Origin of the sequence: Paraburkholderia sp. CNPSo 3274 (genome assembly GCF_024206475.1) — a bacterium.
Classification (GTDB): Bacteria; Pseudomonadota; Gammaproteobacteria; order Burkholderiales; family Burkholderiaceae; genus Paraburkholderia.
The window spans coordinates 30,525-43,618 of record NZ_JAMBPR010000004.1 but is presented as its reverse complement, the minus strand read 5'-3'; the positions used below and the strand labels follow the sequence as shown (position 1 = coordinate 43,618).

The following is a 13,094-nucleotide window of genomic DNA, read 5'->3' as shown; positions in this document are numbered from 1 at the left end:
CTCGTGCGGGTGTGCGCGAGCCGGTTGGCGTGGCGCCGGTTTGGCGCGCGGCGGCGCTTAAGGCGAGGGAGTCGATGCGGCCGGCGTGGCCGTCGCAGCCGACGGCGTTGCCGTTTCCGCTGCCACGCTCTGGCTGCCAGAGATCGCCGAAGTCGACGCGAGCGTTTGTGCCGGCGCCGCAACAGGCGCAGACGCCGCCACAGGCGTCGCCGCGTTGTGAGTGGTCACACTCGCCGCGAGCCCCGCAGCCTGCGGGTTTGCCGAAACCGTCGCCGGCACGCCCATGATCGCCGCCGCAGCCGCAGCGCCGTGGTCGACCGGTGCGGATGCGCCCGGAGCAGAAGCGGCGGGCGCGGGCGTCGCCGTGGCAGGGGCAGACGCGGGCGCAACCGATGGCGCTGTCACTACCGGCGCGGCCGGCAGCGTGGTGCTATGCAACACCGCCGCACCCGTCGCCGCAGCCGCTGCGGCGGCAGCCGGCGCGGCCGACCCCACCGTGGTACCGGCAGGCGCGGCGCTTGCCGTGACCGGCTCGATAGGCGGCGGCAACGGCGAAATCTTGATCGCGCCGCTGCCGGGCACCGGCTCACTGCGCGCCGAAGCGTTCAAATACTTCCCCACCAGATCGAAGAATCGTGAATAAAACGGGCCAGACTGGATCGTCTCGCTCGAAATCTTCACCATTTCGTCGCTGTTCGAGCGAATAGGCAGAGAGACCGACCCCAGAATCGAGAGCCCGACGCTCGCCGAGGTATCGCTCTTCTTGAGCGCGTAGCCGTTCTGCACGGCGTTCACATACACCATGCTCGTATTGCTCGCGTCGCCCGGCGTGCAGACCACGTGCACCTCCACGACGATGTGTTGATCCATCGTCGGCTGGAAGTTCTTCGTGGCGTCGACGGTGTCGTTGCGCGTCATCGTCGTCATGTAGCCCTGGCTCAGCAGCGCGCGGCGCGACGACTCGCAGGCGTCAGTGCTCGCGTAACTGAAGCTGCGCGAGAACTGGCTGGGCGCCGTACTCAGCAGCTGATCTTCCTGGAATCCGGGCTTGGGCGAGGAGCACGCGCCGAGCGCAGCGGCCAGCGTCACCGTGGTTACGGCGAGGACGGCGCTGCGAAGCGGGGCGGGCCAACGAGGGACGACTTTCGAAAAACGGGACATGTTCGGGGCAAACAGGGCAGCAATGCGGCATTGCATCGGACGGGATGCATTGTAGTTCGGTTCCGCTGCGCACGACCGAACGCTCGTTTTTTAGAGGTATTTCGAAAGCTGGACGAAGGCGTTTCGAAGCTTACATCTCACATGACGAAAAAAACGGGCTTCCGCCCAACGCGAAAGCCCGTGTCAACCCGGCGCCGGCTCACTTCGTCGACTTACTTCGTGCCGACCGTCGTGAGCGGCTGCCACTTGCCGTTCACGACCTTGTAGACCGTCACGCCGCCGTATTTGAGGTCGCCGTACAAAGTCCGCGCCGTAGTGAGCCTGGCCGCCCGTGAGCGGGGCGGCAAAGCCGATCTTGACGTCGGTGGCCTGGGCGAGCGCGCTAGCGCTCCACAGGGCCGCGACGGCGGCAAGAACAACGGGTGCGCGCAGGCGCAGATGGTGTTTGCTTGGGTTCATCCTGGTTCTCTCCTCAGCGGTCTACGTTTTTCATGGGCGCAGCCGGGCCCGCACCGCGTTCGGAGCGCGCGGCGTGCCTTTTTGCGCAGGGGTGAAGCAGAAGAAGCCGGCCGCCAGATGGCGGTTTGCCGAGCGAAACCGTTGCGCACGCAACAGCCTCGGGACGGCCCGGTGGATACGCTAAAATTGCTTGGTTTTCAGATGCTTACAGAAACCTATACAGTCTCCAGACAAGGACACGGCACAGTGGGAATGGCTGACGGATCCATATTTCCAGTCTAAATATCCAAAAGCGATTGAATTGTATCCAATTCTGGCAGGCAAAAATATTGACGACAACACTTTTTCGTCGGACGGCGTTCGTCCGCCCGGCGCCTACGAGCTCATGACGACAGTGCAGGCTAAGGAAGACCAGCGATCGCTGCCTCAAACGATCCGCGACCAGCTGCGCGACGAGATCCTGCGCGGCGTGCTGCTGCCCGGTGCGCAGCTGCGCCAGGAGAGCCTTGCGGAGCGCTTCGGCGCGAGCCGCATTCCCGTGCGCGAGGCGCTGCGGCAGCTCGAGGCCGAAGGGCTCGTGAGCTACCAGCTCAATCGCGGCGCGGTGGTGATCGCCATGTCCACGCAGGAGATCTGCGAACTGCTCGACATTCGCGCGGCGCTGGAGACCTATGCGGCGAAGCTCGCGGTGCCGAACATGGTGGCCGGCGACATCGACGTGATGAAGCGCATTCTCGCCGCGTACGACGCCGCTTCGTCACCCGCGGAGTGGGCCGAATGCAACCGCCAGTTCCATCTGGCGCTGTGCGCGCCCGCGAATAATTCGCGGCTGCGCAAGATGATCGAGGAGTACTGCCTGAGTACGACGAATCGATATCCGCATCTGCGCATGTCGCTCGATACGGAGAAGAACGAGGTGCAAAGCGATCACTACGCGATCGTCGATGCCTGCAAGCGGCGCGCCGTGGAAGAAGTGGTGGCGCTGATCGAGCGGCATATTCTCGATACCAGGCGCGAAGTGATGGCGGCGGCGCGGCTGGCTGGTTTGGATAGCTGAGCGTTTATCTTTGCTGCGCTGGATGGAAAAACGGCGAGCGCCCCGTAAGGGACGCTCGCCGTTTTGCTTGAAGCAGACTTACCTGTGAAGCACTTCGCTTAAACTGCCATTTCGGGCGGCGCCTGGCGGAAGCACCGCGTGATCCAGCCGAGGTACACGAGGCCCAGCACGAACCAGATTACGCCGAGCACGATGGCGGTCTTTTCGAGGCTGCACAGCAGCCAGATGTCGGTCACGGCGCCGATCAGCGGGAACACCAGACCGCCGAGCAACCCAAAGCCACGCGTGCCCGCAGCGCCGCTGAAGTACTGGCGGATCACGCACAGGTTCACCGAAGTGAACGCGAGGAACGCGCCGAAATTGATGAACGAGGTGGACGTGGCCACGTCGAGTTTCAGCGCGATCAAACCGACGACACCGGCAATCGCGATGTTGATCGCAGGCGTGCGAAAGCGCGGGTGAATGTAGCCGAAAATCGACTTGGGCAGCACTTCATCGCGGCCCATCGCATAGAGCAGACGCCCCACGCTGGCCTGCGCCGAGATGCCCGAGGCGAACTGCGCGAGGATCAGGCCCGCGAGGAAAATCGTCACGAAGATATCGCCGCCCACCTTGCGCGCGATTTCGAACGCGGCCGAATCGGGGTCCTTGAACACGGCGCCCGGATGCGCGAGCTGCAGCGTGTACGCGGCGATCACGAAGATGGCGCCGCCCACCAGCGCAATCAGCACGATGGCGCGCGGGATGGTCTTTTCGGGCTCGATGGTTTCCTCGGTGAGCGTGGAAACGGCGTCGAAGCCGAGGTACGAATACGCGGCGATCGCAGCGCCCGCCATCGTGGCCGAGAGCGGCACGTGCGGCTGGAAGAATGGCTGCGCCGCGATGAGGCCGCCCGGGCCCGCGGCCGCAGAGGCGTAGTGCAAACACAGGACGACGAACATTGCCGCAATGCCGAGCTGCACGACCATGAGCACGATGTTGAACCGCGCGGCGAGTTCGATGCCGATGACGTTCAGCGCACTCGTGAGCACGATGAACGCGACGATCCAGATCCACGTGGGCACGCTCGGGAACGCCGCGCCAAGATACGCCGCGCCGATCAGCCAGATCACCATCGGCAGGAAGAAGTAATCGAGCAGTGTGGCCCAGCCGATCATGAAGCCCAGGTGCGAATTGAAGCTCTTGCGCGTGTACGTGTAGGCCGAACCCGCCACAGGGAAAAGGCGCGCGAGCTTGCCGTAGCTGAGCGCCGTGAAGACGATTGCGACTAGCGCGATGAGATACGCGAGAGCGGCGGTGTCCTGGCTTGCGCCGGCGAGCACGCCGTAGGTGCCGTAGACGATCAGCGGCGCCATGTAGGCGAGGCCGAACAGGAGCACGGACGGCAGGCCGAGCGTGCGCTTCAGGTGGTGTTCTTGTGTGCCGCGTTCATGCGACGGCGAGGCAGGCTTCATGATGCAGTTGTCTCCTGGGTGCTGCAGTTCTGGCAGGCATGGGCGAGCCGGGCGAGCCACGCATGGCGGCTTGCCGGATCGCTGGTTGCCGGGCGTGTTACCGGGTCTTGCTGCCTAACGCTCGTAAGGCCTTTAACGCGTGCGCGGGCGGATATTGAGCGAGCGGCGGCCTTGCGCGTCGTTCTCGTCCGCGAGATTGAGCGCAATGCGTGCGTCGTGCAGATAGCTGTAATGTTCGCGGCTTTGCGCGAGCAGCGCGCGATCCACCTTCGCGTGGAGCACCGCGTCTTCGTTCTTCAACTCGCAGAGCACGTCGCCGAACGGGCTCACGAGCGCTGTTTCGCCGGGGAACGTGAGGTTGTCGTCGCCGTCACCGGTGCGGTTCACGAGCGCGGCGAACATCTGGTTCTCCATGGCGCGCGCGACGATCGCGCGGCGATGGACGGGGCCGAATGGATCCATATTCCCGTTCGTGACGACGAGCATTTCCGCGCCGAGCGAGGCCACGGCGCGCGCCGTTTCGGGAAACTCGATGTCGTAGCAGATCAGCAGACCAACGGTCGTGCCCTTGTATTCGCACACCTCGTAGCGGTCACCGGGCGTGAACACGCCCACGTCCGTGGCCCACAGATGCGTCTTGCGGTAACGCAGCGCGATGTCGCCGCGTTCGTCGATCAGCACGGTCGTGTTGTAGAAGCGATCGCCGTCACGCTCGGCGAGGCCGACCGCCACGCCGACATTCGCGGCGCGCGCGGCGTCACGCACTTTGCTCAAAGACGGACCATCGAGCGATTCGGCCACGTCGCGTACGTTCTCGCGTGTGGGGAAGCCCGTGAGCGTGGCTTCGGGAAAGACGATGAGATCGCTGCCTTCGCGGCGCCTGGCCGTAGCGTCGAGTACGCGGGCGAGGTTGGGAGCGACTGCGCCGTCCACGACCGGGATCTGCGCGAGTTCGAGTTGCATGCTTGTCTCCTTCCTTATGTATTACGTAAAGCACCGCGTGGGCGTCAGGAGCGGCTATTATCTCCACGTTATTTTTGTCGAGAAATTACCCTGCAGGGTTACCCTGATCGGAGGACCCATGGAGCCCCTCATGGAACTGGACTGGCAGGACCGCGCGTTCCATCACCATATCGCTACGCTGATCGACGCCCTCGACGGCCCTGACTTCTGGACCCGCATGACGCGAGTGATCGAGCGCTTCGTCGCGTTCGACAACTGGGTTGCGCTCGTCTTCCGGCGCGATCGCGCGCCGCTCGTGTGCGCCGAGTCGCCGATGCCCGACGGCACCGTGGATCTCTTGTTCCGCGCGTATCTGGAGGGGATGTACCTGCTCGACCCGTTCTATCTCAACGCCAGCGAGAAGCCGCGCGCGGGGCTCGTCTCGCTCGCCGAAGTCGCGCCCGATAATTTCCGCATGACGGACTATTACCAACGCTACTTCAAGAGCAACATCATCGGTGACGAAGTGCAGTTCAACGTGCCGCTCGACGATGCGCGCACGCTGATTTTCTCGCTAGGCGCAAAGCACCATTACACGGAGCGCGATATTGCGTTGTTCGCGATGTTCGCGCCGTGGGTGGTCGCGCTCATGAAGCAGCGGCTTGCGTATGAGACGTTTGCCGAGGGTGTTGCCGAGGCGGTCGCGTCGGACTCGGCTGAAGCCGACAGCGCGGCACAGCAGGGGCAGTTGAGCGAGGCGGGCTTCGCGAGCCGCATCGAGGCGGTCACGCAGCAAAGCGGACGCGTGCCGCTCACTGCGCGCGAGATCGAGGTGGTGCGTTTGAGCCTGAGCGGATTTTCTACGCGCGCGATTGCGGAGCGGCTCGAAATTTCGTTCGAGACCGTGCGGGCGCACAAGAAGCATATTTACGCGAAACTCGGCGTGAGTTCGCAGTCGGAGTTGTTCGCGCTCTTCTACGAGCCGCTCGGGCGCATGAGCGCCGCGCGCCTTTAGCGGCGCGCGTTAGAACTCAACGAGCGCGAAGTCTTCCTTGCCCACATCGCAGAGCGGGCAGCGCCAGTCGTCGGGCACGTCGGCCCAGCGGGTGCCGGGAGCGAGGCCGTCGTCAGGGGCGCCTGCCGTTTCGTCGTACACCCAGCCGCAGATCACGCAGACCCATTGCTTGAGGCCGTCGTCGGCGTTGGCCGCAGCCGTTGAAGCGCTTGCGGGTACCTCGAGCGCGTCACTTTCGGGCGGGGTGCCGAGCGCGACGACGAGCGGCGCTGCGGTGCTCTCGCGCGTAGCGAGCTTGCCTTGCAGCGTGGCGAGCAGCGCGGCCGCTTCGTCGGCGGTGAGGTCGATCCAGTACGGGTCGCCTGCGCCGTCATTCAGGCGATCGGGAGAGAACTGGATTTCGAGGGCGACGCCTTTCTTGTACATAAGCGAAAACGGTTGGCTTAATGCCCCGGACGCGCTGCGCTCACAGGAAGTAGCGGAACAGCAGCGAGGCCGCGATGCCGCCAGCGCCGATCAGCGCGAGCAATTGCAGGAGCGTGATGGACTTGCTGGACTTGGCGTTCGAAGCGGCGGGACGGGTGGTGGTGTTCATAGGGTGATATTGCGGCGGCGTGGGTTGCGTTCTCGATTGCGCCCCTTAATGCCGTCATGATCGGCATGACGGCGGCAGAGCGCGGCGGGGGAGTTTCGCACGATTTCGCATCGACGGGGGCATTTGCGCGGCGACTGCGCGCACGCGTCGCAGATTTCGCCCCCGGCAACCTGCGCCGCACAGCGGCACTGATTATCGCCGCTAACGCGGGCCGGATTCCTGAGCGCGCGGAGATGGTTTATTTCGCATGCGTTGAGAGAAGCGCCTCACAACTGCAGCCAGCGCCGTTCGATATACGAAAACAGCCAGCTGACTGGCACCGCGCAAGCCATGCCGATGGCGACCTGCGCCACGCGAAAGAGCGCGACGTCCCACACCGGCCCGTTCATGGGCACGAGCAGCACGATGGTGGTGGTGATCCCGCCCAGCCGCGCGGCGGTGCTCACGCTCAGGCACCAGCAGCCGATGATCACCACGCTCACGGCAACGAGGTAGGCCCCGAGATTTTCCGGGCCGAACGCCGCCGTTGCGAGCCCCACCGCGCCGCCCGCAATCGCGCCGATGAACTGGTCGCGCGACTGCGCGAGCGTATCGGCGTAATCGTGCTGGGTGACGGCAATCGCCGTGATCGCGGCCCAGAACGCCTGTTCGGTGTGAAGCGCGCGGCCGATGCTGTATGCGAGACCTGCCGCGCATACGGCGCGCAGCGCCATGAGCGTGCCTTGCGCGGCGCGGCTCCTGAGCGGCAGGCGCTTGAGCGCGTTCAGCGCCGATTGCTGGAGCGAAGTGAGATAGGCGTAGAGGTTGTCTTGTGGGTCGTGCATCGCGCGTGATCGGTCGTAAGGAGAACGTGAGGATAGGCGGGTGCGCTGCCAAGCATATCAAGCCGTGTTTGCCGTGTGCGGATCTTCGGGCAGGCAATGCATGCGCAACGGCTTCGCCGCGTGGCGCAGATCGCGCTCCACGGCGTGCCGCGCGCCTTGCGCGCGTCGCGGCGTTTGAGCCGCCGCATGAGGCCTTCGTGCGCATCGTTGAGCGTGCGCGTGAAGTCGGCGTCGTCGAACAGCAGGTTTGAAATGGGGCCCACCTGGAGCCACACCGTTTCGAGCGCTCATGGAAAGCGCGTTCGCGGTGAGCGTCGCGCCGATGCCTGAATGGCCCGGTGGCGAATCGAGCTTCGCCTGCTGCACGCGTGGGGCGAATTCGGCCGAAAAGCCGTAGACCGCGCACGAGTTTGCATGCGTGTCTCCTTGAGATTTAATCAAATCTTTGCGTGGCCAAATGTGGAAGTAAATTTGATCAAATTCTCAGGGAAACAAAAAAAGGCGCGGTGCCATTCAGCATCGCGCCTTCCTGCAGCTCAAAAAAAACCGTGCGTTACTTCCTGTCGATCGAGATCGCTCCCGGACCCGTTACCGCGAGTGCGAGCAGGCCGCCAGCGATGCTGATGTTCTTGTAAAAGTTGATCATGTTCGCCATTTGATCGGCGCCGGTCATGGTCCAGAAGTGATGGCCGATAAAGGCGGTCGCCACGGTATAGATCGCGAGCAGCACGGCGAGCGGCCGCGTGTAGAACCCTACGAGCAGCAGAATGCCGACCGCGAACTCCATGATCACGGCGATGGCCGCCGACAGCATCGGCACGGGCGCGCCCACATGCGCCATGTAGTCGACCGTGCCCGAAAAGCCGGTGATCTTGGACCAGCCGAACAGGATGAACAGGGAAGTCAGCAGGATGCGCGAGACCAGCAGAACGACGTCGTTGCCCGGCCCGAACAGGTTGTATCGCATGGTTTTCTCCGAAGAAGTTTTAAGCAGTTCACTACGTATCAGTTCGCGCTTTGCCGGGCGGCGGCCCGCTTTCAGTGAGCGGACCGCCGCGCGCCGGTCTGCGCAAGGATAACCTCAGGCGCAACGCCGAAGTTAAGACCAAAGCTCCGACACTTCGATATTACGCAGATCGAACACCAGGACCTCGGCATCGTGTCCGTCGCTGAAGCTCAACTCGCGCTCGGAGCGGATGCGTGCGCCGTCGCCTTCGCCCAGTTCCATGCCGTTCAGCTTCACGCTGCCGCGCGCCACGTGAACGTAGGCGTAGCGGTCGGCGCCCACTTCGACCTTCGCCGTTTCCGCGCCGTCGAGGCGGCCGGCATACACGCGTGCGTCCTGGCGCAGCAGCAGCGAGTCTTCGGCGCCGTCCGGCGAGAGGATCAGGCGGAACTTGCCACGCTTTTCCTCATCGACGATGTTCTTCTGCTGGTAGCGCGGCTGCGCGCCCTTCACGTTCGGTGCAATCCAGATCTGCAAAAAGTGCACCCCTTCGTCCGCCGAGTGGTTGAACTCGCTGTGCGCCACGCCGGTGCCGGCGCTCATCAGTTGCACGTCGCCGGGGACGATCACGGAGCCCGTGCCCATCGAGTCCTTGTGCTCCAGCGCGCCTTCCAGCACGTACGAGAAGATTTCCATGTCTCGGTGCGGGTGCTTGCCGAAGCCGCGCGCCGGAGCCACGCGGTCGTCGTTGATCACGAGCAGGTCGGAGAAGCCCACTTGCTTCGGATCGTAGTAGTTGGCAAACGAAAACGTGTGACGCGAGCTGAGCCAGCCATGTTCACCGCGGCCGCGTTGGTCTGCCTTGCGAAGTTCGATCATTTTCGTCTCTCCGTATGAATCGTTTCGATTCGGTTGGTTGATTGGTTGCGATGGAAAGAAGTTTAGGTCAATCAAATCGACTTGAATCGCCGTAAAATACGACTCACTGTCACATTGAAGTGGACAATCGGAATGCAACTCGATGACATGCGGATCTTCGTGAACACCGTGGACGCGGGCAATTTCACGGCGGCGGCCCATCGGCTGCGGCTTTCCAAGCAGTTCGTGAGCCGGCGCGTGGCGGCGCTGGAGGCCGATCTGGGCGCGCGCCTGCTCGTGCGCAACACGCGCAAGCTGGCGGTCACGGAACTCGGCCAGGACTTCTACGAGCGCGCGAAGCGCATCCTTTCGGACGTGTCCGAGGCCGAGCAAGCCATGTCGGACAGGCGCAGCGAGCCGCGAGGCCTCCTGAAAGTGAGCGCGCCGATGTCGTTCGGCATGGCGCACCTTTCGCCACTCGTCGCCGAATTTCTGCGCGAGCATCCGGACGTGCGCTTCGACATGGATCTGAGCGACCGCAGCGTCGACGTGATCGGCGAGGGTTTCGACATGGCGCTGCGCATTGGGCGGCTAGCGGATTCCACGCTGGTCGCGCAGAAACTCATCGACGTGCGCATGATCGCCTGCTGCAGCCCCGGCTACCGGCGGCGGCGGCGCGCGCCGCAAACGCCCGCCGATCTCGCGCAGCACGCCTGCCTGCCGTACGGGCAGCAGGGCCGCGCGCCGTGGGAATTCATCGTCGATGGCGTGCGCACGCCTTTCGACGTGCACGGGCCGCTGCGCGCGAACAACGGCGAAGTGATCCGCGACGCGGCCATTGCCGGGCTCGGCATCTGCTATCTCCCGGACTTCATCGTGGCGGGATCGGTTGACGCGGGCTTGCTGGTCGAGGTGCTCGAACCGTTCATGCCGCCGCCCAACGCGCTGCATGCGCTGTACCCGCAACATCGTGAAGCTTCCGTGACGATCCGCGCGTTCACGCAATACCTGCGCGAGCGGCTCGCGGCGCGTGCGGCAACCGCGCGTGGCGGGGCGCTTTGACGCAGCAAACCCGCGGCCCTTGCAGAAGCACTGTTGTGCCTGCATCTAACGCATCAGGCATTGCGGATACACCATGAAAGCGCGGGCATGTGAGGCGCATTGTCGCAGTTTCGTTGTATGCTCACCGCCCCGAGGGTTGCTCGGGCCGCGCGATGCGGGCGCGGAACCCCATGCTGGCGGGCTTTGACGGACGCTATGGGGGCCGATAGGCAGGGTCAATACCCGCGATCAAAGCAACCAATTTTTCAAACGGACGCGGTTCCCGTAACCTTCGTCCATACCTTTTCCCAACCCAGAGCGAGGAAACAACGCATGTCTCTCATTAACACGCAAGTCAAGCCGTTCAAGGCAACCGCATACCACAACGGTAAGTTCGTTCCGGTCTCTGAAGAAAACCTCAAGGGCAAGTGGTCGGTTGTCGTGTTCTACCCGGCCGACTTCACTTTCGTGTGCCCCACGGAACTCGGCGACCTGGCTGACCAGTACGCAGAATTCCAGAAGCTCGGCGTTGAAGTCTACGGTGTGTCGACCGACACGCACTTCACGCACAAGGCATGGCACGACACGTCGGACACGATCGCCAAGATCAAGTACCCGCTGGTCGGCGACCCGACGGGCGCAATCACGCGCAACTTCGACGTGATGATCGAAGAAGAAGGTCTGGCACTGCGCGGCACGTTCGTGATCAACCCGGAAGGCGAGATCAAGCTGTGCGAAATCCACGACAACGGCATCGGCCGTGACGCGAAGGAACTGCTGCGCAAGGTGCAAGCCGCCCAGTACGTGGCATCGCACCCGGGTGAAGTTTGCCCCGCCAAGTGGACGCCGGGCGCTGAAACGCTCAAGCCGTCGCTCGACCTCGTCGGCAAGATCTAAGCGTCGCAGTATCAATGCGATCGCCCTGATCGCATGACGCCGAAGTCTGACTAGCTGTATCCCCGGGCCGCGCCCACGCGGCCGCGGCCGCGGCCCGGGTACCCTGTTCGCCTCTTACTGCCATAAGCGGAACGGCGAAATTGCCAGGCAATACTTAGAATTCCCCCGCTTCTTCTCTAGCCGGAAAAAAAGCCATGCTCGACGCCAACCTCAAAGATCAACTCAAAAGCTACCTCGAAAAAGTCACGCAGTCGATCGAGATCGTTGCGTACCTGGACGATGGCGAGAAGTCGCAAGAACTGAAGCAACTGCTGCAGGACATCGCATCGCTCTCGAATCGCATCTCCTACGAAGAACGCCGTGGCGCCGCAGCCGGCGACGCGCGTACCCCTTCGTTCGACATCAAGCGCGCGAACTCCGACGTGAAGGTCACGTTCGCGGGCATTCCGATGGGCCACGAATTCACGTCGCTCGTGCTGGCGCTGCTCCAGGTGGGCGGCCACCCGGTCAAGCTCGAGAACGACACGATTGAACAGGTGAAGGCGCTCGACGGCGTGTTCTCGTTCGAAGTCTATATGTCGCTGTCGTGCCAGAACTGCCCGGAAGTCGTGCAGTCGATCAACGCGATGGCTGCGCTCAACCCGAACGTGCAGATCGTCACTATCGACGGCGCGCTGTATCAGGACGAAGTCGAGAAGCGCCAGATCATGGCCGTGCCGACCCTCTACCTGAATGGCGAAGTGTTCGGCCAGGGCCGCATGGGCGTGGAAGAGATTCTCGCGAAGCTCGACACCGGCGCATCGTCGCGTGCCGCCGAGAAGCTGAACCAGAAGGATATTTTCGACATGCTCATCGTCGGCGGCGGCCCCGCAGGCGCTGCGGCTGCGATTTACGCGGCGCGCAAGGGCATTCGCACCGGCGTGCTCGCCGAACGCTTCGGCGGCCAGGTGCTCGACACGATGTCGATCGAGAACTTCGTCTCGGTCACGGAAACGGAAGGGCCGAAGTTCGCCACGGCGCTGGAGCAGCACGTGCGCGCTTATGACGTCGACATCATGAATCTGCAGCGCGCCGAAGCGCTCGTGCCTTCGGGCAATGGCTTCGAAGTGCGCACGCAAAGCGGCGCGACGCTGCGCGCGAAGAGCGTCGTGCTCGCAACGGGTGCGCGCTGGCGCAATGTCGATGTGCCGGGTGAGCAGCAGTACAAGAACAAGGGCGTGGCCTACTGCCCGCACTGCGACGGCCCGCTCTTCAAGGGCAAGCGCGTGGCGGTGATCGGCGGCGGCAACTCGGGCGTGGAAGCGGCGATCGACCTGGCCGGTATCGTGAGCCAAGTCACGCTGCTCGAATTCGGCGCGCAACTGCGTGCGGACGAAGTGCTGCAACGCAAGCTGCGCAGCCTGCCGAACGTCACGGTGCACGTGAACGCGCAAACCACGGAGATTTCCGGCGACGGCCAGAAGGTCACGGGTCTCGCCTGGCTCGAGCGCACGTCGAGCGAGAAGCATCATCTCGAACTCGAAGGCGTGTTCGTGCAAATCGGCCTCGTGCCGAACACCGAGTTCTTGAAGGGCACCGTGGCGCTGTCGAAGCACGGCGAGATCGAAGTGGACGCGAAGGGCCAGACGTCCGTGCCGGGCGTGTTCGCCGCGGGTGACGTGACGACCGTGCCGTTCAAGCAGATCGTGATCGCCGTGGGCGAAGGCGCGAAGGCCTCGCTCGGCGCATTCGACTACCTGATCCGCTCCTCCGTGGAGCAGGAAGAGGACGCGAAGGCAGCGCCTGTGGTCGCCTGAGCAAAGGTTTAGAGCAGTCTCTCTTTACGCCGGCTCACGCCGGCGTTTT

General features: G+C 63.7%; 13 protein-coding genes. 5 read left to right on the top strand and 8 right to left on the bottom strand.

Features of this window, described 5'->3' with window-relative positions:
* Nucleotides 1-57 precede the first annotated feature (57 nt).
* Complete coding sequence (locus tag M3I54_RS03580) at nucleotides 58-1,089, bottom strand: DUF2242 domain-containing protein (RefSeq protein WP_254333083.1); 1,032 nt, start codon at nucleotides 1,087-1,089, stop codon at nucleotides 58-60.
* 916 nt (nucleotides 1,090-2,005) lie between these two features.
* Here M3I54_RS03580 and M3I54_RS03575 point away from each other — a divergent pair.
* Nucleotides 2,006-2,677 (top strand): GntR family transcriptional regulator, encoded by a 672-nt coding sequence (locus tag M3I54_RS03575; RefSeq protein WP_254333082.1) that lies wholly within the window; start codon nucleotides 2,006-2,008, stop codon nucleotides 2,675-2,677.
* A gap of 98 nt (nucleotides 2,678-2,775) precedes the next feature.
* Here the strand turns inward: M3I54_RS03575 and M3I54_RS03570 are convergent, their stop codons facing one another.
* On the bottom strand, nucleotides 2,776-4,131 hold the full coding sequence (locus M3I54_RS03570) for an APC family permease (RefSeq protein ID WP_254333081.1): 1,356 nt from the start codon (nucleotides 4,129-4,131) through the stop codon (nucleotides 2,776-2,778).
* A 132-nt stretch (nucleotides 4,132-4,263) separates the two neighbouring features.
* Nucleotides 4,264-5,094: a carbon-nitrogen hydrolase family protein gene (locus tag M3I54_RS03565; protein ID WP_254333080.1), complete on the bottom strand. Its 831-nt coding sequence runs from the start codon at nucleotides 5,092-5,094 to the stop codon at nucleotides 4,264-4,266.
* Between the two features lie 130 nt (nucleotides 5,095-5,224).
* Between M3I54_RS03565 and M3I54_RS03560 the strand changes: the two genes are divergently transcribed.
* The gene (locus M3I54_RS03560; protein WP_254333078.1) at nucleotides 5,225-6,088 is read left to right on the top strand and encodes a response regulator transcription factor; all 864 of its coding nucleotides are present in this window, start codon (nucleotides 5,225-5,227) and stop codon (nucleotides 6,086-6,088) included.
* A gap of 9 nt (nucleotides 6,089-6,097) precedes the next feature.
* Here the strand turns inward: M3I54_RS03560 and M3I54_RS44785 are convergent, their stop codons facing one another.
* The 5 genes from M3I54_RS44785 to M3I54_RS03540 all read right to left on the bottom strand — a co-directional run bounded on the left by M3I54_RS44785 (nucleotide 6,098) and on the right by M3I54_RS03540 (nucleotide 9,332).
* Nucleotides 6,098-6,514, bottom strand: coding sequence for a rubredoxin (locus tag M3I54_RS44785; protein WP_302058829.1), 417 nt, complete (start codon nucleotides 6,512-6,514; stop codon nucleotides 6,098-6,100).
* A gap of 40 nt (nucleotides 6,515-6,554) precedes the next feature.
* Entirely contained in the window at nucleotides 6,555-6,683 is a 129-nt protein-coding gene (locus tag M3I54_RS44780; RefSeq protein ID WP_302058828.1) for a hypothetical protein, read from the bottom strand.
* Nucleotides 6,684-6,949: 266 nt separating this feature from the next.
* Nucleotides 6,950-7,507: an aromatic acid exporter family protein gene (locus tag M3I54_RS03550; RefSeq protein ID WP_254333076.1), complete on the bottom strand. Its 558-nt coding sequence runs from the start codon at nucleotides 7,505-7,507 to the stop codon at nucleotides 6,950-6,952.
* A 553-nt stretch (nucleotides 7,508-8,060) separates the two neighbouring features.
* Nucleotides 8,061-8,474, bottom strand: coding sequence for a DoxX family protein (locus tag M3I54_RS03545; RefSeq protein ID WP_028202725.1), 414 nt, complete (start codon nucleotides 8,472-8,474; stop codon nucleotides 8,061-8,063).
* A gap of 132 nt (nucleotides 8,475-8,606) precedes the next feature.
* Nucleotides 8,607-9,332: a pirin family protein gene (locus tag M3I54_RS03540; RefSeq protein ID WP_254333075.1), complete on the bottom strand. Its 726-nt coding sequence runs from the start codon at nucleotides 9,330-9,332 to the stop codon at nucleotides 8,607-8,609.
* 132 nt (nucleotides 9,333-9,464) lie between these two features.
* On the opposite strand from M3I54_RS03540, the gene M3I54_RS03535 reads away from it, so the two are divergent.
* From M3I54_RS03535 to ahpF, 3 genes are all read left to right on the top strand, one after another.
* A complete protein-coding gene (locus M3I54_RS03535) occupies nucleotides 9,465-10,373 on the top strand; it encodes a LysR family transcriptional regulator (RefSeq protein WP_254333073.1) in 909 nt (302 codons plus the stop codon).
* A gap of 312 nt (nucleotides 10,374-10,685) precedes the next feature.
* Nucleotides 10,686-11,249, top strand: a complete 564-nt coding sequence (ahpC, locus tag M3I54_RS03530; RefSeq protein WP_028202722.1) for an alkyl hydroperoxide reductase subunit C — start codon at nucleotides 10,686-10,688, stop codon at nucleotides 11,247-11,249.
* 194 nt (nucleotides 11,250-11,443) lie between these two features.
* On the top strand, nucleotides 11,444-13,045 hold the full coding sequence (gene ahpF, locus M3I54_RS03525; protein ID WP_254333072.1) for an alkyl hydroperoxide reductase subunit F: 1,602 nt from the start codon (nucleotides 11,444-11,446) through the stop codon (nucleotides 13,043-13,045).
* The last annotated feature ends 49 nt before the right edge of the window (nucleotides 13,046-13,094 follow it).